Here is a 24,430-nt window from a genome sequence, read left to right as displayed (position 1 = left end):
ACATGACCCAGACATTTGATCCAAGTGCATTTCTCGCGACCTGTAGCGGTCGCCCCGGCGTCTACCGTATGTTCGACGTCGAAGCCACACTGCTTTACGTCGGCAAGGCCAAGAACCTCAAGAAGCGTCTTGCCAGCTACTTCCGCAAGACCGGACACGCGCCCAAGACCGGAGCGCTGGTGTCGCGTATCGCCCAGATCGAAACCACCATCACGGGCAACGAAACCGAAGCGCTGTTGCTGGAGCAGACCCTCATCAAGGAGTGGCGGCCCCCGTACAACATTCTCCTGCGTGACGATAAATCCTATCCCTATGTGTTTCTGTCCGACAACGCCTTTCCGCGGCTGAGCATTCATCGTGGCACCAAGAAGGCCAAGGGTCGCTATTTCGGGCCTTACCCGAGTGCGGGCGCGATTCGCGAGAGCCTCAGTCTGCTGCAGAAGACTTTCCAGGTACGGCAGTGCGAGGACAGCTACTTCAAGAACCGCACCCGTCCTTGCCTGCAATATCAGATCAAACGCTGCAAAGGGCCGTGTGTCGGGCTGGTCGAGCCTGAGGTGTATGCCGAGGACGTACGTCACTCGGTAATGTTCCTCGAAGGGCGCAGCAATGCCTTGAGCGACGAGCTGAACGCGTCGATGGAAAAAGCCGCGATGGCGCTCGATTTCGAACGCGCAGCCGAGTTGCGTGATCAGGTGGCCTTGTTGCGCCGCGTCCAGGATCAGCAAAGCATGGATGGCGGCACCGGCGATGTCGATGTGGTCGCCGCGTTCGTCAACCCTGGCGGTGCCTGCGTGCACTTGATCAGCGTGCGGGGCGGGCGGGTGCTGGGCAGCAAGAACTTCTTCCCGCAGGTGGGCATAGAAGAGGAGGTCGGCGAAGTGATGTCGGCATTCCTGGCTCAGTATTTCCTCGGCGGCATCGACCGTGAGCTGCCCGGCGAAGTCATCGTCAATGTCATCAACGACGATTTCCCTGCGTTCGTCGACGCCGTCGAAGAGCTGCGCGGCGTCGAGATGGTCATCAGTCATCGCGTGCGCGGCACTCGGGCGCGCTGGCAGCAAATGGCGGTCACCAATGCCGAGCAGGCGCTGACCGCGCGGCTGGCCAACCGTCAGCATGTGGCGTCGCGGTTCGAAGCGCTGGCCAAGGTGCTGGGTCTCGAAGACCCGCCAATGCGCCTGGAATGCTACGACATCAGCCACTCCAGCGGTGAGGCGACCGTAGCGTCGTGCGTGGTGTTCGGCCCCGAAGGCCCGATCAAGTCCGATTACCGGCGTTTCAATATCGAAGGCGTGACGGCGGGCGACGACTACGCCGCCATGCACCAGGCGTTGACCCGACGTTACAGCCGCATCAAGGCCGGGGAGGGCAAGTTGCCTGACGTGCTGCTGGTGGACGGCGGCAAGGGGCAGATGTCCATGGCGCGCGACGTGCTCAATGAATTACAGGTTCCTGAGCTCATCCTGCTCGGTGTTGCCAAGGGCACCACGCGCAAGGCCGGTTTCGAAACCCTGTACCTGAACGACTCAGCACATGAATTCACGCTGCCCGGCGACTCTCCGGCCCTGCACCTTATCCAGCAGATTCGCGACGAAGCACACCGTTTCGCAATCACCGGCCACCGTGCCCGTCGGGGCAAGACCCGGCGCACATCGACCCTTGAGGGCGTGGCGGGTGTCGGGCCGACCCGGCGTCGTGACCTGCTCAAGCATTTCGGCGGATTGCAGGAATTGTCCCGTGCCAGCATCGATGAGATAGCAAAAGCACCCGGAATCAGCAAAAAGCTGGCAGAGTCGATTTATGCAAACCTGCACAGCGAGTAGAATGCTCGTTCACCTCGTAGCCAGTTGTGCCGATGAATATCCCTAATCTGATCACCGTACTACGCGTTTTACTGATTCCGATCTTCATTTTGTTGTTCTACATGCCTTATCACTGGAGCTACATGGCGGCCAGTGCAGTCTTTGCGTTCGCTGCGGCGACCGACTGGCTCGACGGGTATCTGGCCCGCCGTCTTGAACAAAGCACGCCCTTTGGCGCCTTTCTCGATCCGGTAGCCGACAAACTGATGGTGGCCGTGGCATTGGTGCTGCTGGTTCAGGCGCATGCCAATCTATGGCTGACGCTGCCCGCAGCGGTGATCATCGGCCGCGAAATCGTAATCTCTGCACTCCGCGAATGGATGGCGGAAATCGGCGCGCGTGCGCAGGTTGCCGTTTCCAACATGGGTAAATGGAAGACGGCGGCGCAGATGCTCGCGCTGGTCATTCTGCTCGGCAACCCGCCGGCCATCACCCTGTGGGTGATTCTCGGCTATGCGCTGCTGCTCATTGCTGCGGGGCTGACCCTGTGGTCCATGGTGCAATACCTGAGAGCCGCGTGGCCGCACCTCAGAACCACTGCAGAAAAAAAATAAGTTTTTGAATCAAAGGCTTGACGCCGCTATCTGAACCGCTAGAATAGCGCCCGTCATCAAGACAATGCGGGAATAGCTCAGTTGGTAGAGCACGACCTTGCCAAGGTCGGGGTCGCGAGTTCGAGTCTCGTTTCCCGCTCCAAACATTGATTCACTGAACCCTCCGTGCTTTGTGAATCAGCAAAAAAGACGCCTAGGCGTCTTTTTTCGTTTCTGCGGTATGCATTCCCGGTTTACTTCTCTGTAGTGGACGTCCGCTTGGCCGAAGCAGGTTTTGCGCCCGGGACCGCACAGCTGTTGCTACTGCAACGGCGGCTGCCGTCAGGGTGGGGCAGCCAGGCAAGGTAAGGGCGCGAGCGGCAGAAAAGCCGGTAGCCCAGGTTAAACACTGGCCTCATGAATCGCCATGACAGCGGCGCGACCCATGCACCCAGCCCGGCCGCTCGCCAACTCCAGAGTGTCGCGTCCAGACCCTTGATCCACGTGCCATCGCTGAATCTGGCGTGCAGTAACGACTCCATATCCTCAAGTGTGAATCCCAGTGAAGTGGCGTCAAAGGCGTCATCACGGATATCCACGAACAAAAGCCGCTCAGGCTTTGCATGGGCGCGCAGGGTTCTGACTTCTCGAGCGCAGAGCGGGCAGTCACCATCAAAGTAAAGCGTCAGCGGCCATTCAACTTTCTTGTACATCGCTAGTAGTCTTGTATAGGTTTTTTACACCTTATGCTCAAAAGACCTTGCTGACAATGGGCGGTGGCGTTCATCCGGGCCTTGGGTTTCGAGTACTACCGATCCAAGGGGGGTTTAGCTCCCACTTACCTGACACGCTGCCTGTCTTTCCAGGTCAATGATCTCGAAGCCATCAAAAGTATACCGATGTGTACATTTTAGATTGACGAGCGCTCTGCAAACGTCTAAAAGTATACACCTTGGTACAGTTTTGGCGTTGCCGGTTTCGCTACGAGCGACGGCAAAGCCCAAACGGAATGAGTCATCTTTCAGTGTCAACAGATAGCGAACGATTGAATGCCGTGCAATGCGGTATCGCCGTTCGTGGATAGCCCGCAACAGGCAACAGAGAGCTTTTCACTACAAACAATGCTGTTCAAGCGCGTTGCCTGCAGGCGTGCCTGATGGACGGTGAGCGTTTGAATATCAATAACCTGATCACGCTGGAGAATTGCCCATGCACTACGTTAAACAGATGAAGGTGTCCGTGCTTCTGTTGTTGGGATTTCTGGCCGCGGGGTGTGCCAGCCACGAACCGTCCCCTTACTCGGGCATAGAGTCCTCGCTCGAAATGCGGCCTAACGAGCAGGACAGTACCGGGCGTATACCGTTTAAATACACCACCGCAGTCAACTGGAATAAATACGATCAAATCATGCTTGAGCCCGTGGTGATTTACACGGGAGTGGATGCCCAGTTTTCCGGGCTGGAGCGCAAGGACCGCATAACCCTGGCCAACGACATGACGGTCAAGTTCTCCGAGGCCTTGGGGCGACACTTTCGATTCACCGCCACGCCGGGGCGCGGTACGTTGAGGATTCGCCTCACGCTGACCGGGGCCGAGACCACTGTCGCCGGGCTGTCGACGTTCTCCAGATTCGATATCGGCATGGGCTCTTATAACCTGTTTCAGGCGGCCCGAGATCGTAAGGGGACTTTTACCGGCTCCGTGAGTTATGCCGTCGAGATCTACGACGCGTCCACTTCGCAACTGCTGGCGTCCTATGTCACCCGGCAGTATCCGAAGGTCTATGACATCGGCTCAACCTTCGGAAGTCTGTCGGCGGCGCAGGCCGGCATTTCGAGAGGGGCGGACGAGCTGGTCGAGCTTCTGCTCTCGAAGTAGGCAATGTGGCGTGAAGCCCGGCTTGATAACCGGGCTTTTCGATCTGGAAAATTTCTCATGCAGAAAATGTTATTTTTAAATAATTAGATTTAATTTAGATCAGAAATAATAATATTAGCTTATGACCAAATAGAATTATATTTTCGAAATTGATTCCGTTATGTTTGGTTTCAACAGCCTACCCCTTACCTCGGATGGTACCAATCGTGATCAAGATTCTGTGTGTCATGCCGCCAGCCTGCGCAGTGTGACAGGGGCGCTGAAACGCTGACCCCGGTGCAGAATCGTTGGAAGGGAGTTCAACGTATGTTGCCTGTTCAATCCTGCCGTTGCCTTTACTTCTCTCGCCCTGTCATTGACAGGCGCATCGCCTTGCCACTGCTCCGCACCGACTACTCGCCTCACAGCTAGTTCGTTCAGACCGCTAAGTGCCAAACCCGGCCGCAGGCTTTCCTGCATGTCGTTGATCACTTTTAAAACCGTGCATGCCGCGCCGTCCTCAAGACAGCGGGAGTGTCCGATTTCGCGATTTGGATGTGTGGCTGCGATGACAGCCATGTCTGGAGTGGGTATGAAACAAGCCTTACAACGTGCCCGGGTATCGACTGCTGCAATGGGCTACTGCCCATTGGCCTTGGCGATAGGGGGCATGTTGCTGTCAGGGGCCATAAGAGCCCAGGAAAACAACACCGACGACCCGCGTACCTTGTCCACTGTGGTGGTCACCGGTAATCGCGGTGCCGAGCAACGCACGGTCACCAGCAGCCCGGTGCCGATCGATGTGGTCAGCGCCAGACAGTTACAGAGCACCGGCAAGCCCGGACTGATGGAAGCCCTGAGCGCTGTGATTCCATCGCTGACCCTGCCGGAAAAAACCGGCTGGGACGCCAGCGGCATTGCCCGTGCGCCCAACTTGCGGGGTCTGAGCGCCGCCGAAGTGCTGGTGCTGGTCAATGGCAAACGCCGTCACACCAGCGCCACCCTGAACATCAACGGCATCAATACCGGGGCTGCCCCTGCGGACCTGGACCTGATCCCCATCAGCGCCATCGACCATGTTGAAGTCCTGCGCGATGGCGCAGCGGCCCAATACGGTTCCGATGCGATTGCAGGGGTCATCAACGTCATCCTCAAGGCTGACACCAGTGGTACCTCGGTGACCAATGCCGGGCTCGGCTATGACGGCAAGAAGCAGACTGTGCAGCAAAGCCTCAACAAGGGGTTCGAGATCGGCGACGGGGGCATTGTGCAACTGGCGCTGGACGCCCGCAGCCAGAATGATGACAACAAGGCCAGCGCCAATGGTTACAGTTACGAGCAGGCCTATGACCTGGCGGGCAAGTCCACGTATGGCGGCTACGGCACGCCAAAGACTAATCTGCTGACCCTGGGGTACAACGCCGAACTGCCCGTCGATGGCAGTCTGAGCCTGTATTCCTTCACCACGTATTCACTTCGTAAGGCCGAGCAGGGGCAGAATTTTCGTCTGCCGACCATCACCAATACCATTACCACCGGGCCTAACGGATATCCGGCGGGATACACGCCGACCTGGTACATCGATGAAGACGATGTTCAGGCAGCATTGGGCGGCAAGGGCGCCGTCGGCGAATGGGATTGGGACCTGTCCAGCACTTATGGGCGCAACGAAGCCGAGCAGGGCACTACGCACAATCAGAACCCGTCCCTGGGTGAAGCCACACCCAACCGCTTTACTTCCGGCACGTGGATATCCACCGAACTGACCACCAATCTGGACTTTAAGCGCGGCTTCGACATCGGTCTGCAAAAGCCTCTGGATGTGTCCTATGGCCTCGAGCATCGGCGTGAGACGTACGAGGTGCAGGCCGGTGACTATGAATCCTATGCCAATGGCGGCTACTGCATTGCGCCGGGCAACTGCGCGTCTTCCGGAGCGCAAGTCACCAACGGTATTTCCCCTGACGAAGAAAACAGCGCCTCGCGTAACAGTGTCGCCAGTTATGTCGACGTGGGCTTCAACCCTGTACCGGACTGGTACGTTGGCAGCGCATTTCGCTACGAGCATTACAATCAGGGCGTGGGCGCGACCCGCAGCGGCAAGCTGACCACGCGTTACGATTTCACTCCCCAATTCGCCGTACGTGCCACTGTCAGCAATGGCTTCCGTGCGCCGTCTCTGGCCAACAGCCTGTTCAGTGCACGCTCGACCACGTATGGCGTGGTGGACGGGGTCTATCAGTCCATCAACTACGGCGTGTTGCCGACCGGGTCGGGGGCCGCGAAGGCGCTGGGCGCGGAGGACCTCAAACCGGAGCGCTCGACCAACTTCAGCCTGGGTTTCACGCTCACACCGACCGAGCGCCTCACGCTGAGCGCCGACGCCTACGTGATTAATCTGCGTGACCGCATCACGCTGACCGGCACCTTGCTGGGCGATGAGGTCACGCAGGTGCTGCTCAACAATGGCATCGACTCGACGTCGGGTGGCCAGTACTTCATCAACGGTGCCGACACCCGTACCAAGGGGTTGGACCTGGTCAGCAATTACAGTCAGGACCTGGGGCCGTACGGGGCATTGAAGTGGACGGCGGCGTTCAACTGGAACCAGACGAAGATCCTCAGCTACAAGGAATCCACCTCGATTCTCGGTACGTCCTATGAACTGATGGACCGCGAAGCGCGCAATCTGATCACCGGTGTGCAGCCGCGCACCAAGCTGATTCTGGGCGGTGACTGGAGTATCGAGCGCTTCAACCTGAATCTGGCGCTGACCCGCTACGGCGCTTACAAGGAGGTCAATTCCTCAGCCAATCGTGATCTGGACCGGGTGTACGGCACCAAATGGATCACCGATCTGGACCTTGGCTACAACCTCAGCAAAAACCTCAACGTCGCCGTCGGGGCCAAGAACCTGTTCGACGTCTATCCCAAAAAGGAGGGGATTCCCAGCAGCACCATGGTCAGCAGCTACGGCACCTATTCGCCCTACGGTTTTACTGGCGGCTATTACTACACCCGGCTGACTTACGCCTTTTAAGGCCAGCACCTGACAACTCAATATTGCGTGCGAGGAACCACCATGCCCATTGTCGCCAAACCCTATGACTTCATTGATGAGCCCAGTCATTATCCGCTTCCTCAGAGCCGCGTAGCACCGCCGCCGATAAAGGCGTTTCAGGTCGTTCCCGCCCGGCATCCCGGTCGCTGGATCGGGTCGATATTCGCGGCGCTTGTGCTGCTGGCCATTGTGCACTCGCTGGCGACCAACCCGCGCTGGGAGTGGGGCGTCTTCGGCCAGTGGTTCTTCTCGCCATCGGTGCTGCGCGGCCTTGCGCAGACGCTTCTGTTGACGTTGCTCAGCACGCTGTTCAGCATCATTCTCGGCACGGCGCTGGCGTTGGCGCGCCTGTCCGGCTCGCCGCTGCTGGCGGCACTGGCCTGGGGCTACATCTGGTTTTTCCGCTCGATGCCTGCGCTGTTGGTGTTGATCATCCTCTACAACTTCGCCTACCTGTACGACCACATCGTACTCGGGGTGCCGTTCACCCAGCTGGTCTTCGCCGAGTGGTCGACGGTGGACGTGCTCAGTCAGTTCACCGTTGCGGTACTGGGCTTGAGCCTGATGCAGTCGGCCTATACCGCAGAAATCATTCGTGGCGGGCTGATCGGTGTCGATGCCGGTCAGCATGAAGCTGCTGCGGCACTTGGCCTGCCTGCGTCGCGGCGAATTTTCCGGATCATTCTGCCCCAGGCGTTGCGCTCGATTCTGCCTTCGGGTTTTAACGAGATCATCGGTCTGGTCAAGGGAACATCCATTGTTTACGTGCTGGCCTTGCCGGAGCTGTTCTACACCGTGCAGGTCATCTACAACCGCACCCAGGCAGTGATTCCGTTGCTGATCGTGGCCACCGTCTGGTACCTGATCATCACTACGGTGCTGACCAGTGCCCAGTATTACGTCGAACGCCACTTTGCCCGTGGCTCGGCACGTGTACTGCCGCCGACACCCTTGCAGCGCCTGCGCGGCTGGCTCCATGCCAGCGCTTCCGGGGAGAAGCACCATGAGTGAGGCCTCCACGCCAGTGCGCGCAGGGCGCATTCAGATTCAGGGCGTGGGCAAGCGCTTTGGCAGCCAGCAGGTGCTCAAGGACATCGACCTGAGCATCGAGCCGGGCAAGGTCACGGTGATACTCGGTCCTTCCGGTTCCGGCAAGTCCACGCTGCTGCGCACTATCAACCACCTGGAAAAGATCGACAGCGGGTACATCACCATCGACGGTGATTACGTTGGCTATCGTCGCAAGGGCGACCTGCTCTATGAACTCAAGGAGCGCGAGATTCTCAAGCGGCGGATCGAGGTCGGCTTCGTGTTCCAGAATTTCAACCTGTTCGCGCACCTCACTGCCTGGGAAAACATCGCCGAGGCGCCTTTGGCCCACAAACGCTGGAGCAAGTCCGAGGCCCGGGCCAGGGCAAGTGAACTGCTCGCCAGGGTTGGTCTGGCAGACAAGACAGATGCGTACCCGCGCCAGCTTTCCGGTGGTCAGCAACAGCGTGTCGCCATCGCCCGCGCGCTTGCGCTGGACCCCAAGGTCCTGCTGTTCGATGAGCCCACCTCAGCCCTTGACCCCGAGCTGGTCGGCGAGGTGCTGGACGTCATCAAGGGCCTGACGCAGCTGGGCGTCACGCTGGTGGTGGTCACTCATGAAATCGGCTTCGCCCGTGAGGTGGCAGACCATGTCGTGTTTCTCTGCGAGGGCCGACTGATCGAGCAGGGGCCGCCGGAACAGGTGTTCCATCAACCTCGACATCCTCGCACGGCTGCCTTTCTCGGCAAGGTGCTATGACTTTCCCGCTATCAAGGAGTGACCACTGATGTTCATCAATACCGCCCGTGTGGCCTTGCTGACGCTAGCTGTCAGCGTCGCCCACAATACGTTGGCGTCGACCGCGCAACCGGTCGATCTGAGTCCCGACCGGCCACGCATTCATGTGCCGCGTAACGAGGCGGCCATCGCACAGATCCCGGCGGGCTTCAAGTTCGCCCAGCCTGGCAAGTTCACCGTGGCCGTCTCCGGTGTTGCGGGGCCACCGTTGGCGCTGCTGGCCAACGACGACAAAACCACTATCGGCAGCGAGGCCGATACCGCGCAACTGGTAGCGGATAGCCTGGGCTTGCAATTGAACGTGGTGCAGACCAGTTGGGAGGACTGGCCGCTGGGCGTCAGTTCGGGAAAATACGACGCGGTGATCAGCAATGTCACAGTCACTGAAGCACGCAAGAAACGCTTCGATTTCGCCACTTACCGTCAGGACGTCCTGGGCTTCTACGTGAAAGCCAACAGCAAAATCAGCGAGATAAAACAGGCGTCGGACATTGCCGGGCTGAAAATTATCGTCGGCTCCGGCACCAATCAGGAAAAGGTTCTGCTGGCGTGGAACGAAGCGAATGAAAAGGCCGGTATCAAGCCTGCGCTGTTGCAGTACTTCGATGATCAGGCGGCCGCACAACTTGCCATTCAGTCGGGTCGCAGTGATGCGCTGTTCGGGCCCAATTCGATATATGCCTATTCGGCCGCGATTACTGGCGGCATCAAGCGGGTAGGCACGGTTAATGGCGGCTGGCCGCTGCAGGCGGATATCGCCGTGACCACGCGCAAGGACAACGGCCTGGTCAGGCCGATTCACACCGCCCTGGAAGGAGCGATTGCCGGCGGCCAGTACGAGCAGGTGCTCAAACGCTGGGGGCTGGATGTGGAGCGCGTCGACAGGTCGTTGATCAACCCGCCCGGCTTGCCGGACTGAAGCGTTGAAGGGAGCAAACGATATGGGACTGACACGACGTGAAGCGCTTTCCAGTATCGCTGCCGTGGGCGGCGAGACCGCCGTCAAGGATGCGCTTGCGGTACTGGGGCTGGGGCCTTCATCACATCGACGGCCACAGCCTCTGAAACTCGGCGACGGTCTGGGGCAGGGCACGCGCGTGCTGGTGCTGGGGGCAGGCATTGCCGGGCTGGTCACGGCACTGGAACTGAAGCGCGCAGGTTTTGCCGTGCAAGTGCTGGAAGCCCGTGAGCGAGTGGGTGGCCGTAACTGGACGCTGCGCAACGGCGATCGGGTGGAGTACAAGGACGGCCGCTCACAGACCGCAAGCTTCGATTCAGGGGTGTATTTCAATGCCGGTCCGGCGCGCATTCCCAGCCAGCATCGGACGTTGCTCGACTACTGCAGTGAACTGGGTGTGCCGCTTGAAGTACTGGTCAACAGCAGCCATGGAGCACAGGTACGCCCGGACCTGCAACGCCCCGCGTTCACTGTCGGCCAGGCGATCAATGACGCTCGCGGCCATCTTTCCGGTTTGCTGGCCAGGGCGGTGCAGCGCGACGCGCTGGACGATGTGTTGAGTGGCGAGGAGCGTCAGCGGCTGTTGGCGTTCTTGCAGGTGTATGGCGACCTTTCGCAGGAGCTGGCGTACGAGGGCAGCCTGCGCTCCGGCCATCGGACGTCACTTTCTCATCCGGGAGCCTTGCCGACCAGTGCGCAACCGGTGGCGCTGGATCGCTTGCTGCACCCCGAATTGTGGGGCGCACTGCTGCACACCGAGTTTCCCGAGTTTTCCGCGACCATGTTTCAACCGGTCGGTGGCATGGACCGGATCACCGACGCCTTTTACCAGCGCCTCACCGACCAGGTGCAACTGGGCGCGAAGGTACGGCAGATTCGTCAACTGGAAGACGGCGTGGCAGTTACCTATCACGACAGATACAGCGGTCGCGAGCATGTGGTGCGCGCCGACTATCTGGTGTCAACCCTGCCACTGCCCTTGCTGGCCAGACTGGACACCGATTTCAGTGACCCGGTCAAGGCGGCCTTGCTCAGCACCCGCAACGATCAGGCGACCAAGGTGGCCTGGCAATCTCCGCGTTTTTGGGAAACCGACTACCGCATCTACGGCGGGTTGTCCTGGATCGACCATCCGGCGCGGCTGTTGTGGTATCCCAGTAACGATTTGAACACCCGTGAAGGTCTGCTGGTGGCGGGTTATGTCACCGGGGAGGGGGCCGCTGCGTTCGGTGCGCAACCGTTCGACACACAATACGCTGCTTCCAGAGAAGCGGTAGAGCTGCTGCATCCGGGGTATTCGCGGCAGTTGCGCAACCCGCTGGCCGTGTCCTGGGAGCAGATCCCTTACAGCGAAGGCCCTTGGTTGCAACGCGAACATTTTCCGGCCGCTGCCAGTGCGTTGCTGGACGAGCCCCATGGTCGTGTGTACTTCGCCGGTGACGGGCTGGTGCAAAGCGGAGTCGGCATCTGGCAGGAGTCGGCGGCCAACTCGGCGCGACATGTGGTGGCGCAACTGGCCGAGCGAGTGAGGCAAGTGCGGCAGATTTCGACCCTTGCCGCGTCATGACGTGCAACTGCACGACCCCGTCGTTTTACGTAACCCTTATTCCTGAATATCCATTGAAGGAGAGACACCATGAGCGACAGCATTCAACGCACCAGCGTCGGCGATTTTCCGATCTCGCAAACCGTGACAGTGCCAGCCTCGACCAGCCTGGTATTCGTCAGCGGCACCTTGCCTGACCTCGCCGACCCGAAGGCTCCGGCGGGTACGCCGGCAGCCTATGGCAACACCGAAGTACAGACCGTTTCGGTATTCAACAAACTGCGCAGAATCCTTCAGCAACAGGACCTCGATCTGGGCGATATCGTACAGTTGCGGGTATTTCTGGTCGGTGCCGAGGAAACCGCCGGCAAGCTGGATTTTGCCGGGCTGCAGGCCGGTTACACGCAATTTTTCGGCACGCCGGAACAACCTCTCAAACCCGCGCGCACGGCGTTGCAGGTGGTGGCGCTGCCATTGCCCGGCGCGTTGATCGAGGTCGAAGCGATAGCGGCCAGACCGGCTTGATCGCGCGCTGTCAGCTTGCGTGTCGGGCAGCGATCAGCGCCGCCCGGCGCGGGTACTCACGTCCACCCACACCGCCAATACCAGAATGCCGCCCTTGACGATCATCTGCCAGTAACTGTCGACGTCGAGCATCGACATGCCGTTGTCGAGACTGGTAATCACCAGTGCGCCGAGCAGGGCGCCGTAGACAGTGCCTGAACCACCACGCATCGATGTGCCGCCGATGAAGCATGCGGCGATGGCGTCGAGTTCGCCCATGTTGCCTGCCGAGGGTGAGCCGGCGGCCAGGCGTGCTGTATTGACCAGCCCGGCGAACGCGCACATCACGCCCATGATGCCGAAGATCCATAGCTTCACGGCCTGTACGTTGATGCCGGACAGGCGCGTGGCCTCCATGTTGCTGCCGACGGCGTAGACGCGGCGTCCGAATACCGTCTGGCTGGTGACGTAGCTGAATACGCCGAGCAGGACCAGCAACAGCAACACTGGAACAGGGATTCCGTCGTAGCTGTTGAGCACATAGACAAAGCCGCCCAGCACAGTGCCGATCAACACCACACGCAACCCATCACGAATCAGCGAATGTGCCGCCAGCCCGTGCAGCGCTCTGTTGCGCCGCTGTTTCCAGGTCAGGAACAGCGTCAGCGCCAGCAGCAGAATCCCGAGTCCGGTGCCTACCGCGTGCGGCAGGTAGCCCTGGCCGATATAGACCAGCGACGGCGACACCGGGGCGATGGTCGTGCCGCCGGTGATCCCCAGCAGAACGCCACGAAACGCCAGCATGCCACCCAGCCCGACGATGAACGAGGGGATCCGCAGGTAGGCAGTCATGTAGCCATTGGCGAGGCCGATCATCAGGCCGCACAGGGCCACCACACTCAGGTTTGCCAGTAGCGGGACGTGGTAAACGACATCCAGAATCGCCGCCAGGCCACCGAGCAGGCCAAGCAATGAGCCTACCGACAGGTCAATCTCGCCGCTGATGATCACCAGCACCATGCCGCAGGCCAGAATCCCGGTAATGGACATCTGGCGCAGCAGGTTGGACAAGTTGCGCGGGGTGAGGAAGCCGCCCTCGGTCTGCCAGCTGAAGAACAGCCAGATAACGGCGATGGCAATCACCAGCGCGAGCATTTTGTAGCGGGTGAAGAACTGTTTGACCTGGTTCATCTACGCGGTCTTCCGGGCATTATTGTGAGGGGCATCGGAGTGGCTGAGTGCAGCGGCGAGGACCTGCTCCTGAGTCAGGTCATGGTTGATGAAGTCGCCGCGCAACTGGCCGTCGCCAATCACCAGCACACGGTCGGACACGCCCAGCACTTCGGCCAGCTCCGAAGACACCATGATGATCGACACGCCCTCGGCTGCCAGCGCGCCCATCAGCTTGTAGATCTCGTACTTGGCACCGACATCGACGCCGCGGGTGGGCTCGTCGAGAATCAGAACGCGTGGCCGGGTGAGCAGCATCTTCGCCAGCACGGCTTTCTGCTGATTGCCGCCGGACAGGCTGGTGATCGGTAAAAACGGGCTGGCGGTCTTGAGGTGCATGCGCGAGATTTCCCGGTCGATACTGCCCAGTTCGGCTTCAGCGTCGATGCGGGTCATGTTCGAGTAGCTGTCGAGGACCGCGAGGGTGATGTTCTGGCCGACGCCCAGGTCCGGAATGATGCCCTGGCGCTTGCGGTCTTCAGGGACCATGCACAGGCCGGCGCGGATCGATTTGAGCGGCGTGCGCGTGTCGATCGCCTGGCCATTCAGCCACACTTCACCGCTGTACCGACCGGGATAGGCGCCGAACAGGGCTGACACCAGTTCGGTACGGCCCGCGCCCACCAGCCCGGCGATGCCGAGGATTTCCCCTCGGCTGAGGACGAACGACACGTCGTCGACGCGCTTGCGCCTGGGGTTATCGACGTCGTAGCAGGTGATATGCCGCGCTTCGAAAATCACCTCGCCGACATCATGCGGCTCGGTGGGGTAGAGGTTGCTCATTTCGCGTCCGACCATCTGGGTGATGATCTTCGGAATGTCCATGTCCGCCATTGCAGTGGTGGCGATATGTTTGCCGTCGCGGATGACGGAAACGGTGTCGCACACGGCGGCCACCTCATCGAGTTTGTGCGAGATGTACACGCACGCGACCCCCTTGGCCTTCAGGTCGTGAATGATGTCCAGCAACACCTCGATTTCGGAGCGGGTCAGGGCCGAGGAGGGCTCGTCGAGAATCAACAGGCGCGCCTTCTTGTTCAGCGCCTTGGCGATTTCCACCAGTTGCTGGTAGCCGCCGCCATACTGCGAAACCGGCAGCGCCACGTTCATGTCAGGCACTTTGAGTTCACGCATCAGCGACTCGGCGCGGTGCATCATGGCCGGGTAATTCATGCGCCCGCCGGGGAGCGTCAGCTCGTGGCCCATAAAAATGTTTTCGGCCACCGACAGGTCCGGGACCAGCGTCAGCTCCTGATGGATGATGACGATCCCGGCCGCTTCAGTTTCACTGATCGACTGTGCCTTGAGCGGTTGGCCGTCCCACAGGATTTCGCCCTCCCAGGTGCCGTAGGGATAGACCGCCGACAGGACTTTCATCAAGGTGGATTTGCCCGCGCCGTTCTCGCCGCACAGGCCCACGCACTCGCCGGGCTTCACTGTGATATCGATGCCGTTGAGCGCTTTTACACCGCCAAAGGATTTGACGATGCCGTTCATTTGCAACAGGTAGTCAGACATGGCGCAGGGCTCTACGAAGGTGTGATGGCTTGGCCTGAGCGGCGGCCCTGCCTAACCGCAGGGTCGTGCTCTGGCTTTCAGCGACGTATCAACGATCGAGGCTCATTGCCCGTCAATCTGCGCCTTGGTATAGAACCCGTCTTTCTCCAGCAGGTCGATGTTGTCCTTGGTCAGCAAGGTCGGGGTCAGCAGCATGGTGTCGACCTTCTTCATGCCATTGTCCGACTGCGAGTCAAACTTCGGCTTCTCATCGTTGCGCACCAGTTGCACAGATAGCTTGGCGGCTTCCGTGGCAATCAGTTTCAGCGGCTTGTAGACAGTCATGGTCTGCGTGCCATCGATGACCCGCTTGACCGCCGCGAGGTCCGCGTCCTGACCCGAGATAGGGACTTTGCCGGCCAGTTTCTGTGCGGCGAGGGCCTGAATCGCGCCGCCGGCAGTGGCGTCGTTGGAGGCGACGATGCCATCGATCTTGTTGTTATTACGCGTCAGGGCGTTTTCAACAATGCTCAGGGCTTCGGTAGGGTTCCACTCCTTTACCCACTGCTGGCCGACGATCTTGATATCACCTCTGTCGATAGCCGGTTGCAGCGCCTTCATCTGGCCTTCGCGCAGAATCTTGGCGTTGTTGTCGGTGGGCGCGCCACCCAGCAGGAAGTAATTGCCCTTGGGCGCTGCTTTCAGCACGCCGTTGGCCTGCATCTCGCCGACTTTTTCGTTATCGAAGGAAATGTACGCATCGATATCGGCATTGAGGATCAGCCGGTCATACGACACCACCTTGATCCCGGCCTTCTTGGCTTCGGCAACGGCGTTGGTCAGCACGGTGGCGTTGAACGGCACGATGACGATCACATCGACGCCGCGAGAGATAAGGTTTTCTATCTGCGATATCTGTTTCTGTTCATTGGCATCCGCTGATTGCACGAAGACCTTGGCGTCGAGCTTTTCCGCCGCCGCAACGAAGTAATCACGGTCGCGTGACCAGCGTTCCAGACGCAGGTCATCAATGGAAAAACCTATTTTCGGTTGCGTGATTTTCGGTTGCGCAGAGTCAGCCATCACCGGCAGGGACAGCAAGGCCAGCGCGCTGGCGAGCAGCGTACGTTTGAGGGTGTTCATAGGGTGCGTCCTTTTATTGTTGTTTGAGACACTGCTTGACTGTGGGTGATACCGATAGAACTGTAGAGCGTTGCCGGACGTCGCGTATGAAGATTTGTCGCCTGAATGTCACGGCGACGTCCAGCCAAGCCTGTCAGGCGTAGATAAAGCGGTTGACCACGCCTTCGAGCAGTTCCTGGCGACCACTGACAGCCTGCGGGTTCAGTTCGTTGGCGAAGGCGTGTTCGGCGAGCGACGCAAGGCTGAATTCGCCTGCCAGTACCGATTGCCCGAAAGGCTGCTGCCAGCCGGCGTAGCGCTGATCCTTGAAGTGCTGGAGTTTATCGTTCTGCAGCATGGCGGCGGCACGCTCCAGCGCCAGGGCGAGGACGTCCATCGCGGCGACGTGGCCGTGGAACAGATCGATATCGTCGAGGCTCTGGCGACGCACTTTCGAGTCGAAATTGAAACCGCCATTGGTGAAGCCGCCAGCCTTGAGGATCTCATAGGTGGCGAGGGTCATCTCCTCAACGCTGTTGGGGAACTGGTCCGTGTCCCAGCCATTCTGTGGGTCGCCACGGTTGGCGTCGATGCTGCCGAAGATCCCCAGCGAGACCGCCGTGGCGATTTCGTGGTGGAAGCTGTGCCCGGCCAGCGTGGCGTGGTTGGCCTCGATATTGACCTTGATCTCGTTTTCCAGGCCGTATTGCTGCAGAAAACCGAACACCGTGGCGCTGTCGTAATCGTACTGATGCTTGGTCGGCTCCTGTGGCTTGGGCTCGATCAGCAAGTCACCCTTGAAACCGATCTTGTGCTTGTGTTCAACGACCATGCGCATGAAGCGACCGAGTTGTTCGCGCTCACGCTTGAGGTCCGTATTGAGCAGGGTTTCGTAGCCTTCACGACCGCCCCACAACACGTAGTTGGACCCTTTGAGGCGCTGGGTGGCATTCATCGCGCTGAACACCTGGGTCGCGGCGTAGGCAAAGACTTCCGGGTCCGGGTTGCTCGCAGCGCCTGCGGCGAAGCGCGGGTTGCTGAAGCAGTTGGCCGTGCCCCACAGCAGTTTTATGCCGCTCTGTTGCTGATGGCGTTCCAGGTGATCGACCATGTGCGCGAAGTTGTGGCGATACTCCTTCAGTGAGGCGCCTTCCGGTGCCACATCGGTGTCGTGGAAGCTGTAGTAGTCGATGCCGAGCTTGGAGAAGAACTCGAACGCTGCTTCGGCCTTGCCGATGGCCAGTTCCATCGGGTCACCGGACCCTTGCCAGGGGCGCTTGAAGGTGCCGACACCGAACATGTCGGCGCCCGGCCATACGAAGGTGTGCCAGTAGCAGGCCGCCATGCGCAAGTGCTCGCGCATGGGTTTGCCGAGGACCAGCTTGTCGGCGTCATAGTGGCGAAAGGCGAGAGGCGAGTCGCTGTCAGGGCCTTCGTAGCGAACCCTGTCGACGTCGGGGAAGTACGGCATGAGCGTTTTCCTTATTGTTCTTGGCGGTGTCTGGATACTAGCAACGGCCCCGCGTGCGCTGATTATGAAAATCGTCAACGCACAGTGCGATTTTGAGTGTTGAGATTCGCCGGTCAGCGGCCTAGTCTGTGGCCAACGGCGTCGTGCTTATCGAATCGGCATAAAAACAATGAAAACCGTACCTCCCGTTCACCGTATCGCGCTGTTGTTCAACGGCAGCAAGATTTATGACCGCGGCATCATCAGCGGTATCGGCAACTACCTCAGCAGCACCCGGGTGTCCTGGGACCTGTTCCTGGAGGAGGATTTCCTCTGTCGCCTGAAAGGCATCGAGCGCTGGCAGGGCGACGGGATCATTGCCGATTTCGATGACCCGCTGATCGGCGAGGCACTGGCCGGGATCAAACTGCCGGTGGTAGCGGTGGGTGGGTCCTATCAGGACGAGCGCGCCTACCCGAAGGGTATTCCTTATGTGGCGACTGACAATCACGCCTTGATCAAGGCGGCTTACGAGCACCTGATCGAGGCCGGGCTGACGCGCTTTGCCTGCTTCAGCCTGCCTGAAGCGCAAGCCAATCGCTGGGCCCAGGAGCGCGAGCAGGCCTTTCGCCGCCTGCTGCAGCGCGACGGCCTGCACGCCGAGGTCTATCGTGGCCTGGGCACCAGCGCGCCGCTCTGGGACAGCGCGGTAGAACAGCAGATCGCCTGGCTGCAAAGCCTGCCCAAACCGATCGGCATCATCGCCGTGACCGACGCCCGCGCTCGTCAGCTATTGCAGGCCTGCCTGACCGCCGGAATTGCCGTCCCCGAACAGGTGGCACTGATCGGCATCGACAATGATCCGTTGACCAGAACCCTCACTCGCGTGCCACTGAGTTCGGTCGTTCAGGGCACCGACACCATGGGTCGCACAGCCGCACGTCTGCTGCACCAGATGCTGCACGGCATGCCGTCCTCGGGTACCCACATTCTGATACCGCCGGATACTGTCAACGTGCAGGCTTCGAGTCTGCATCAGCCTTTGGGTGACCCCTATGTCATGCAAGCGCTGCTGTTTATCCGGCAGTACGCGTGCCAAGGCATCAAGACTGCACAGGTCGCCGCCTACGTGGGCGTTTCGCGCTCGTCACTGGAGTCACACTTTCGCCGCGTAAGGGGCTGTAGCGTGCATGACGAGATCCTGCGTTTCAAACTGGCCGCCGCTGCGAACGGACTGGAAAACACCGGGCTGGCCATTGCCGAAATCGCCCGTGATTGTGGTTTTCGGTCTGCGCAATACCTGCACACCGTGTTTCGTCGCGAGTTCGGCTGCACGCCGCGAGAGTACCAGCAGAGTGCCAATGCGGCCGTGCAATGCTCAAGTGCCTGACAAGGTCAGGCAGCCACGACCCTGATCGTCCAGAAGTCGGTAGACAGATTTTCATCCAGCAGATAACTGTAGGGCAGGGTGAAGTAGCCTTCCATGCCCCAGCCAGCGCCCCATGAGTTGCGCAAGATGAAATGCTGATGGGCATCGTTGTAGCCCACTGCCAATACGCAGTGCCCTCCCAGCATTTTTTCGTGAGGACCCGGCATTGGGGCATGCCCGGTCTTGGCAACTTTCTTGCTTTCAAAGCTCTCGTAGACGGAAAAACCAATGACAAACGGATAACCTGCCGCCAGGCAGCCTTTCATCTGGTTGAGGTTTTGCGCAACTTTCTGATAAGACACCGCCTTGTACTTTCTTGCATCCTTGTAGCAGGCTGCCGGAGGTTTGACAGCGAACTTTTCAATATCATAAGGCCACTCTTCTTCAGGGCAATCACCTTGCTTCGCAACACTTTTAATGCCGTGCCGGATCATCGCGCCGCTGTCCGAATCGACGGTATGTTCAATAACCCGTTCGTTGTAATAGATAAACAACCGCGAGGGTTCGAATGCTGGCGTCAGCTTTTGCTTCATGCGATCAAACTGAATCGCTCCGGCAATACCGTTTGCGGTGCAACTGCCCAGTTGGCCCTGATCGTATACAGGCGGGCAATGGGGGCGCAGGTCAACCATGTGTGGAAGCGCCGCCAGTGCGGTGGGCGGGGCGGCATACAGATGATCGCGATGATCAGGCAGATCGCGAATCCATCCATACTGTTTGACGGTATAGGTCATTCCGTTTCTCCTTGTAAGGCACGGTCAGGAAAATTGATATCGCTCATGTAAGCAGGTTTTTGATAGGCGTTGGATTAAAATTCATTTAGTACCTAGTGTGCTATGAGTTGGCCAGGCAGGCTTGGTTGGCCAGGGGTGTTAGTTGAGTAAAAACCATTTTAATCAGTTCATTACATGGCCTTATGCAATGCACTTACACCTCTTTTTGCGCATGGCACGGACCAGGGTTTTTATCGGAAGTGGCGAAACGATACCGCTTGGGCGGAACCTGTCCTGCACCTGATAAGCGTACCAATGGGTACATTTAAATTGACAGCGTGCGGTGCACGGGCTAAAACATACTCCTTGGTACAGTTATGGGCGAAACGTCACTCGTCGCATGCAAGATAAGGGGGTAGGGGATGGAGACGATGCAACTGCATGAAGTACTGACTGCTCGCCTGCGTATCGATAAGCCGCAAGCGCTTTGCAACCCGCAGCGGGGCCAGCGCAGCAGCGGTGAGATACTGGGAGGAGAATTTAACGGCGATGGATTGCAGGGGCAGGTTCTTCCGGGAGGCAGTCTTTTTCTCGTGCCCCAGGATGACAGCCTTGCACGATTCAGCCTGTACTACACCTTGCTGACTGACGATGGAATAAAGATAGATGTCGTTGGAGAGGGGCTCGTGGCCTTCGATGAAGCGGACCGCGCACCATTGGACGAATCGCGCTGTCGGTGCACGTGCAGCAAGCAGTTCAGCGTTGCTGCCGGTACGCATGATGACCTGCAGAGAAACCTGTACGTCGGCAGAGTAAATATACACGCCGGGGATGACAGCATGCGTGTCAGTATTTTTCAGGTTAACGAGATATAAAGAGCCTTCACAGAAGCGGGCAGATGTGAAAGCAAGTGTTGGCTTTGTCTATCGAGGCGCAACCCTTGTCGTCGACACCTGTCGGGCCCGGCGCAACGAAATTTAAATTATTTTTTCTATTGATGTATAGAAGCAGGGCTTGATTCGTTTGCACCCGGAAGAGGGGGGGGCTTGTCAGGCCTGAGGGTGTGGGAGCTGGTTGCTCAGGGTACTCGGCAGCACAAGCAAAGCATCGTGAAAAGGCTTCATCCGGGGCCGTTGAAGCATGTTCATTACATCCCGATCATTTTGTCGAAGTCGCCAGTTCACAGGGGTTTGAAGTGCTCGAAATGTTGTCTCCCGACAAGCAGCTCGAGCGTTACTGTTAAAGGCGTGAGGAGGGTCTGTCGCTCACGCCGAATATCTATCTGGTTTATTCGGTTAAGGCGTGAACCTTACTGGCTGACAAAAAAGCTCAGTCCTTTGCTGATCGCACACTCATAACTCACCGGCGTACCCACTTGTTGATAGCCAGGAACATTCAGCGTGGTCATGCTGAATGTGGCTGTGCCGTTCGAGCGTACCTGATAGCGAATGAATTGCTCGATGGGCTTGTTATCGCGGTCGAGGCTGAAATGAGTGTCCGAAAACGCCAGGGTGCCGTCGGGGGTGATGCGGTAGGCATCGATGCGTTTGCCGCCTTTGGTTTTGGACGGCTCGGCACCGGCGATCGAGGATTTGCATTGTCCCAGGTCGATCACCACGGCGACCGATTTTCCGGTATTCAATGCCTGGGTAATGGCAGAGTAGGTGGGTAGCGCGTCGCCTGCGTGAGCGAGGCCTGGCATTGAAAGAGCAAGCAGTGCAGCGGCGTAGGAATGTTTCATGGCAGCTCCAGGAAGTCAGTCTGAAGGGGGAAAAGACCCGTCCATCTCGCGATTATCGAGCGTCGCGAAACCTACCATAAGCTTCGATTCAGGTGGGCCCACGATAGCAGTGGCACCTCTCTGTTCAGAGCATCTTCATCCTTTGCCCTGTTCTGCCGATAGACATGACGGAGTTAATTTATTCACCGGTCACGGGAAGGGGATTGAAGATGCTGAGACAGCTGAAAATAGCCGCGCGGACCTCCGCCTGCTTTGCGTTGATGGTGGTGCTGGTGTTCGGGCTTGGTATTTTCAGCATTCAGCAATTGCACGGTATTCGTGAGCAATCGCTTGAAATAGAAAACGATGCGCTTCCCGGGATTGCGCTGGGTGACGATATTGCCCTGGCGGTCGAGAAAACCCGCACGACGGTGGCCAAAATGCTTGCCGCTCATGATATGGCGCAGGTGACTCTGGCTCATACCGAGTTCCTTGACAGGAAGGCCGGGTTCCAAAAGGCCGTAGAGGCCTACGACCCGCTGATCACCGAGGATGACGAGCGCGCGCTCGTCGAGGGGCTGAAGAGTACTTATCAGGGCTACATCGAGCGTGCCGAGAAGGTCTATACGCTGATCAACGAGAATCAGGCGGAGGCCGGAAGGGCGCTGGTCTGGGGCGAGATGAAGGCCATGGCGGAAGGTATGGAAACGGCGCTTGGCAAGCTGGAAAAGATCAATGATGACTCCGAAGCCGAATCCAGCGCAGCAGCGACGTCGGTGTATGAAAACGCCCTGATCGTCACTCAGGGGGTCATGTTTCTGACGGTGTTGCTGACGGTATTGCTTGCCTGGCGTCTGACCAAAAGTCTGGCAGTGCCGATCAGTCAGGCGCTGCACAGCTCGGAAACCATTGCCGCGGGCGACCTGCGTCCCAGCGCAATCAACCGTGAGGGCACTGATGAAGCGGCCCTGTTGCTGCAATCGATGGAGCGCATGCGCGGCAATCTGAGCCAGACCCTGAGTCAGGTGGGCGATGCCGCTCACCAGTTGGCGTCGGCCACGGAAGAAATGAGCGCCTTGATGGTCAACAGCAACGCCGATCTGGTGGTGCAGAACAGCGAAATAGAAATGGCCGCCACCGCGGTCACCGAGATGAGTCAGGCGGTCGATGAAGTCGCGCGTAATGCGGTGACCACTTCGGTGGAATCCAGAGCCTCTTCGGTGTCGGCCCGCGAAGGTCAGGAAGAGCTCAATCAAACCGTCAAATCGATCCTTGAGCTGACCCGAAATGTGGGCACGGCGTCGGTCGAGGCGCAGGCGCTGGCAACCCGCACGCTGGATATCACCAAGGTGCTGGATGTCATTCGCGCGGTGTCCGAGCAAACCAACCTGCTGGCGCTCAACGCTGCCATTGAAGCGGCACGCGCGGGCGATGCCGGACGGGGTTTTGCCGTGGTCGCCGACGAGGTGCGCGCGCTGGCCCACCGCACCAGCGAATCGACGCGCGAGATCGAAACCATGGTCGGGCACATCCAGCAGGGCACCAAAAGTACCCTGCTTGCGCTTGAAGTCAGTACCGAACAGGCGCAACGCACCAAACAACAGGCCGAGTCGGCCAATGCCGTGCTGGCCAGCATCGCCAGCTCGGTGATGGTTATCGATGAGCGCAATACGGTGATCGCCAGCGCCTCCGAGGAGCAGGCACTGGTTGCGCGGGAAGTGGACCGCAACCTGGTGCGCATCCGTGACTTGTCGGCACAATCGGCGGTGCGCACCAGCCAGACCGGCAGCGCCAGCCAGTCGCTGGCCGAGCTGGCGAGTGACCTGACGATCACCCTGGGGCAATTCAAGCTCGGATAACACGCGCCTATAGCAGGCCTGTTCCCGCATCGATTCGCTGTTGTCCGTGCAACAGCGAATCGACAATGTGTTTGGCGCTGACGCCGGCAAAGCCAGGCCACTCCGCGCAAACGCCATCTGGCGCAACAGCTTGAAAGCGCCTGGCGCAGGGCTTCACGCCATCGCCAGGCGGCGCACAAGGCTTTGGGCATGACCTGTGCACTGCCGATCAGGATTGTTTTCCTGAGCCAGCGGAGCCACCCGAATGCCTGATGCCGTCCCGACCCCCAAGACCAAACGCCTGCATGCAATAGGGCGCACCCTGGTGCTGAGCCTGTTGGCCACCAGCCTCGTCGCAACCGCGTATGCCGAGGACAGCGACGTGCCTTCGCTGGCGGGCAAACGCATTGCGATCAGCATGACCGGCACCAGTCACTACTTCGATATCAAGGCCTTCCAGGCGCAGGTGGATGAGGTCAAGCGCCTGGGCGGCACGCCCATCACGCTCGATGCCGGTCGTAACGACAAGAACCTGGTCAATCAATTGCAGACCGTGGTCACGCAAAAGCCCGATGCAGTGATCCAGACCCTTGGCACTCTCAGCGTTATCGACCCCTGGCTCAAGCGCATCAGCAAGGCGGGGATTCCGCTGTTCACCATTGATGCGCCATCGCAATACAGCCTCAACAACACAACCTCCGACAACGTTGCCACCGGCAAGGCGCTGGCCGGGCAACTGATCAAGGACGCAGGTGGCCAGGGTAACGTGCTGGTGTTCAATGGCTTTTATGGCGTACCGGTCTGTGCCATTCGTTATGACCAGCTCAAGTTGGCGCTCAAGGATCATCCGCAGCTGAAAATCATCGAGCCGGAGTTGCGCGATGTCATTCCCAACACGGTTCAGGACGCCTACTCGCAAGTCTCGGCGTTGCTCAACAAGTACCCCAAAGGCAGTGTTTCGGCGATCTGGGCTGCGTGGGACATCCCGCAACTGGGCGCCAGCAAGGCGCTGATCGACGCCGGCAGAACCGAAATCAAGACCTACGGCGTCGACGGCACGCCGGAAGTGCTCGAGCTGATGCGCCGCGAAGATTCGCCGGTGGGCGCCGTGGTTGCCCAGCAGCCTGCATTGATCGGCAAGACTGCGGTGCAGAACGTCGCCCGTTACCTGGCCGGACAGCACGATCTGCCGAAGGAGACCCAAGTGCCCACCTTGCTGACCACGGCCGCCAATCTGCCGGACGTGCAAAAGCTCAGAGGCGATAACTGACGCGGGAGA

Annotated in this window: 20 protein-coding genes, 1 tRNA gene and 1 pseudogene; 15 read left to right on the top strand and 7 right to left on the bottom strand. The window is 59.2% G+C overall.

Annotated features, from left to right (window positions below):
• The first annotated feature begins 2 nt into the window (after positions 1-2).
• The 3 genes from uvrC (at position 3) to AC54XV_RS14880 (ending at position 2,561) form a co-directional block, all read left to right on the top strand.
• Positions 3-1,826, top strand: a complete 1,824-nt coding sequence (uvrC, locus tag AC54XV_RS14890) for an excinuclease ABC subunit UvrC (protein ID WP_496716987.1) — start codon at positions 3-5, stop codon at positions 1,824-1,826.
• 32 nt (positions 1,827-1,858) lie between these two features.
• Positions 1,859-2,419, top strand: a complete 561-nt coding sequence (gene pgsA / locus AC54XV_RS14885) for a CDP-diacylglycerol--glycerol-3-phosphate 3-phosphatidyltransferase (RefSeq protein WP_003400851.1) — start codon at positions 1,859-1,861, stop codon at positions 2,417-2,419.
• A 66-nt stretch (positions 2,420-2,485) separates the two neighbouring features.
• Positions 2,486-2,561, top strand: a tRNA-Gly gene (locus AC54XV_RS14880).
• A gap of 91 nt (positions 2,562-2,652) precedes the next feature.
• Here the strand turns inward: AC54XV_RS14880 and AC54XV_RS14875 are convergent.
• Positions 2,653-3,111: a thiol-disulfide oxidoreductase DCC family protein gene (locus AC54XV_RS14875; protein ID WP_058822107.1), complete on the bottom strand. Its 459-nt coding sequence runs from the start codon at positions 3,109-3,111 to the stop codon at positions 2,653-2,655.
• Between the two features lie 496 nt (positions 3,112-3,607).
• Between AC54XV_RS14875 and AC54XV_RS14870 the strand changes: the two genes are divergently transcribed.
• The 7 genes from AC54XV_RS14870 to AC54XV_RS14840 all read left to right on the top strand — a co-directional run bounded on the left by AC54XV_RS14870 (position 3,608) and on the right by AC54XV_RS14840 (position 12,173).
• A complete protein-coding gene (locus AC54XV_RS14870; protein ID WP_011268068.1) occupies positions 3,608-4,276 on the top strand; it encodes a DUF3313 domain-containing protein in 669 nt (222 codons plus the stop codon).
• A gap of 571 nt (positions 4,277-4,847) precedes the next feature.
• Positions 4,848-7,295, top strand: a complete 2,448-nt coding sequence (locus AC54XV_RS14865; RefSeq protein WP_058398268.1) for a TonB-dependent receptor plug domain-containing protein — start codon at positions 4,848-4,850, stop codon at positions 7,293-7,295.
• A gap of 42 nt (positions 7,296-7,337) precedes the next feature.
• Entirely contained in the window at positions 7,338-8,327 is a 990-nt protein-coding gene (locus AC54XV_RS14860; RefSeq protein WP_058398269.1) for an amino acid ABC transporter permease, read from the top strand.
• The gene (locus AC54XV_RS14855) at positions 8,320-9,105 is read left to right on the top strand and encodes an amino acid ABC transporter ATP-binding protein (protein WP_011268065.1); all 786 of its coding nucleotides are present in this window, start codon (positions 8,320-8,322) and stop codon (positions 9,103-9,105) included. The genes AC54XV_RS14860 and AC54XV_RS14855 overlap by 8 nt, the downstream gene beginning before the upstream one ends.
• Before the next feature lie 28 nt (positions 9,106-9,133).
• Complete coding sequence (locus AC54XV_RS14850) at positions 9,134-10,063, top strand: ABC transporter substrate-binding protein (RefSeq protein WP_058398270.1); 930 nt, start codon at positions 9,134-9,136, stop codon at positions 10,061-10,063.
• 22 nt (positions 10,064-10,085) lie between these two features.
• Positions 10,086-11,669 carry a flavin monoamine oxidase family protein gene (locus tag AC54XV_RS14845; protein ID WP_024638592.1) on the top strand — a complete coding sequence of 528 codons (1,584 nt, stop codon included), beginning with the start codon at positions 10,086-10,088 and terminating at the stop codon, positions 11,667-11,669.
• A gap of 69 nt (positions 11,670-11,738) precedes the next feature.
• Positions 11,739-12,173, top strand: a complete 435-nt coding sequence (locus AC54XV_RS14840) for a RidA family protein (RefSeq protein WP_024638593.1) — start codon at positions 11,739-11,741, stop codon at positions 12,171-12,173.
• Between the two features lie 33 nt (positions 12,174-12,206).
• Here the strand turns inward: AC54XV_RS14840 and AC54XV_RS14835 are convergent, their stop codons facing one another.
• The 4 genes from AC54XV_RS14835 to xylA all read right to left on the bottom strand — a co-directional run bounded on the left by AC54XV_RS14835 (position 12,207) and on the right by xylA (position 17,472).
• A complete protein-coding gene (locus AC54XV_RS14835) occupies positions 12,207-13,343 on the bottom strand; it encodes a sugar ABC transporter permease (protein ID WP_024643206.1) in 1,137 nt (378 codons plus the stop codon).
• Positions 13,344-14,900 (bottom strand): D-xylose ABC transporter ATP-binding protein, encoded by a 1,557-nt coding sequence (gene xylG / locus AC54XV_RS14830; protein WP_058398271.1) that lies wholly within the window; start codon positions 14,898-14,900, stop codon positions 13,344-13,346.
• A gap of 102 nt (positions 14,901-15,002) precedes the next feature.
• Entirely contained in the window at positions 15,003-16,022 is a 1,020-nt protein-coding gene (xylF, locus tag AC54XV_RS14825) for a D-xylose ABC transporter substrate-binding protein (protein WP_058398272.1), read from the bottom strand.
• A gap of 133 nt (positions 16,023-16,155) precedes the next feature.
• Positions 16,156-17,472, bottom strand: a complete 1,317-nt coding sequence (gene xylA, locus AC54XV_RS14820; RefSeq protein WP_003400879.1) for a xylose isomerase — start codon at positions 17,470-17,472, stop codon at positions 16,156-16,158.
• Between the two features lie 169 nt (positions 17,473-17,641).
• Here xylA and AC54XV_RS14815 point away from each other — a divergent pair, with 169 nt between their 5' ends.
• Positions 17,642-18,841 carry a XylR family transcriptional regulator gene (locus AC54XV_RS14815; protein ID WP_496716984.1) on the top strand — a complete coding sequence of 400 codons (1,200 nt, stop codon included), beginning with the start codon at positions 17,642-17,644 and terminating at the stop codon, positions 18,839-18,841.
• A gap of 5 nt (positions 18,842-18,846) precedes the next feature.
• On the opposite strand, the gene AC54XV_RS14810 is transcribed toward AC54XV_RS14815, so the two are convergent.
• The gene (locus tag AC54XV_RS14810) at positions 18,847-19,614 is read right to left on the bottom strand and encodes a C1 family peptidase (RefSeq protein ID WP_024643203.1); all 768 of its coding nucleotides are present in this window, start codon (positions 19,612-19,614) and stop codon (positions 18,847-18,849) included.
• A 401-nt stretch (positions 19,615-20,015) separates the two neighbouring features.
• Here AC54XV_RS14810 and AC54XV_RS14805 point away from each other — a divergent pair, with 401 nt between their 5' ends.
• Entirely contained in the window at positions 20,016-20,468 is a 453-nt protein-coding gene (locus AC54XV_RS14805; protein ID WP_058398273.1) for a DUF3237 family protein, read from the top strand.
• 434 nt (positions 20,469-20,902) lie between these two features.
• Here AC54XV_RS14805 and AC54XV_RS14800 read toward each other — a convergent pair whose 3' ends face one another.
• Positions 20,903-21,334, bottom strand: a complete 432-nt coding sequence (locus tag AC54XV_RS14800; protein WP_024643202.1) for a VirK family protein — start codon at positions 21,332-21,334, stop codon at positions 20,903-20,905.
• A 164-nt stretch (positions 21,335-21,498) separates the two neighbouring features.
• Between AC54XV_RS14800 and AC54XV_RS14795 the strand changes: the two are divergent.
• From AC54XV_RS14795 to AC54XV_RS14785, 3 genes and pseudogenes are all read left to right on the top strand, one after another.
• Positions 21,499-22,023, top strand: a pseudogene (locus AC54XV_RS14795) (MCP four helix bundle domain-containing protein); the annotation flags it as partial.
• Positions 22,003-23,172, top strand: coding sequence for a methyl-accepting chemotaxis protein (locus tag AC54XV_RS14790; RefSeq protein WP_371134856.1), 1,170 nt, complete (start codon positions 22,003-22,005; stop codon positions 23,170-23,172). The pseudogene AC54XV_RS14795 and the gene AC54XV_RS14790, both read left to right, overlap by 21 nt.
• Positions 23,173-23,416: 244 nt before the next feature.
• Complete coding sequence (locus AC54XV_RS14785; RefSeq protein WP_011268054.1) at positions 23,417-24,421, top strand: sugar ABC transporter substrate-binding protein; 1,005 nt, start codon at positions 23,417-23,419, stop codon at positions 24,419-24,421.
• The last annotated feature ends 9 nt before the right edge of the window (positions 24,422-24,430 follow it).

It is taken from the genome of Pseudomonas fragariae (ex Marin et al. 2024), from assembly GCF_059621105.1.
The sequence above is the reverse complement of the archived record's forward strand: the minus strand, read 5'-3'. Positions and strand labels throughout refer to the sequence as shown.

Excerpts from the sequence above, each read along its gene's own strand:
- uvrC (WP_496716987.1), top strand. The coding sequence starts at position 3 with ATGACCCAGACATTTGATCCAAGTGCATTTCTCGCGACCTGTAGCGGT.
- AC54XV_RS14790 (WP_371134856.1), top strand. The coding sequence starts at position 22,003 with ATGGCGGAAGGTATGGAAACGGCGCTTGGCAAGCTGGAAAAGATCAAT.
- AC54XV_RS14855 (WP_011268065.1), top strand. The coding sequence starts at position 8,320 with ATGAGTGAGGCCTCCACGCCAGTGCGCGCAGGGCGCATTCAGATTCAG.
- AC54XV_RS14835 (WP_024643206.1), bottom strand. The coding sequence starts at position 13,343 with ATGAACCAGGTCAAACAGTTCTTCACCCGCTACAAAATGCTCGCGCTG.
- AC54XV_RS14865 (WP_058398268.1), top strand. The coding sequence starts at position 4,848 with ATGAAACAAGCCTTACAACGTGCCCGGGTATCGACTGCTGCAATGGGC.
- AC54XV_RS14810 (WP_024643203.1), bottom strand. The coding sequence starts at position 19,614 with ATGACCTATACCGTCAAACAGTATGGATGGATTCGCGATCTGCCTGAT.
- AC54XV_RS14840 (WP_024638593.1), top strand. The coding sequence starts at position 11,739 with ATGAGCGACAGCATTCAACGCACCAGCGTCGGCGATTTTCCGATCTCG.
- xylF (WP_058398272.1), bottom strand. The coding sequence starts at position 16,022 with ATGAACACCCTCAAACGTACGCTGCTCGCCAGCGCGCTGGCCTTGCTG.
- xylA (WP_003400879.1), bottom strand. The coding sequence starts at position 17,472 with ATGCCGTACTTCCCCGACGTCGACAGGGTTCGCTACGAAGGCCCTGAC.
- AC54XV_RS14875 (WP_058822107.1), bottom strand. The coding sequence starts at position 3,111 with ATGTACAAGAAAGTTGAATGGCCGCTGACGCTTTACTTTGATGGTGAC.
- AC54XV_RS14805 (WP_058398273.1), top strand. The coding sequence starts at position 20,016 with ATGGAGACGATGCAACTGCATGAAGTACTGACTGCTCGCCTGCGTATC.
- AC54XV_RS14815 (WP_496716984.1), top strand. The coding sequence starts at position 17,642 with ATGAAAACCGTACCTCCCGTTCACCGTATCGCGCTGTTGTTCAACGGC.
- AC54XV_RS14845 (WP_024638592.1), top strand. The coding sequence starts at position 10,086 with ATGGGACTGACACGACGTGAAGCGCTTTCCAGTATCGCTGCCGTGGGC.
- AC54XV_RS14870 (WP_011268068.1), top strand. The coding sequence starts at position 3,608 with ATGCACTACGTTAAACAGATGAAGGTGTCCGTGCTTCTGTTGTTGGGA.
- AC54XV_RS14860 (WP_058398269.1), top strand. The coding sequence starts at position 7,338 with ATGCCCATTGTCGCCAAACCCTATGACTTCATTGATGAGCCCAGTCAT.
- xylG (WP_058398271.1), bottom strand. The coding sequence starts at position 14,900 with ATGTCTGACTACCTGTTGCAAATGAACGGCATCGTCAAATCCTTTGGC.
- pgsA (WP_003400851.1), top strand. The coding sequence starts at position 1,859 with ATGAATATCCCTAATCTGATCACCGTACTACGCGTTTTACTGATTCCG.
- AC54XV_RS14800 (WP_024643202.1), bottom strand. The coding sequence starts at position 21,334 with ATGAAACATTCCTACGCCGCTGCACTGCTTGCTCTTTCAATGCCAGGC.
- AC54XV_RS14785 (WP_011268054.1), top strand. The coding sequence starts at position 23,417 with ATGCCTGATGCCGTCCCGACCCCCAAGACCAAACGCCTGCATGCAATA.
- AC54XV_RS14850 (WP_058398270.1), top strand. The coding sequence starts at position 9,134 with ATGTTCATCAATACCGCCCGTGTGGCCTTGCTGACGCTAGCTGTCAGC.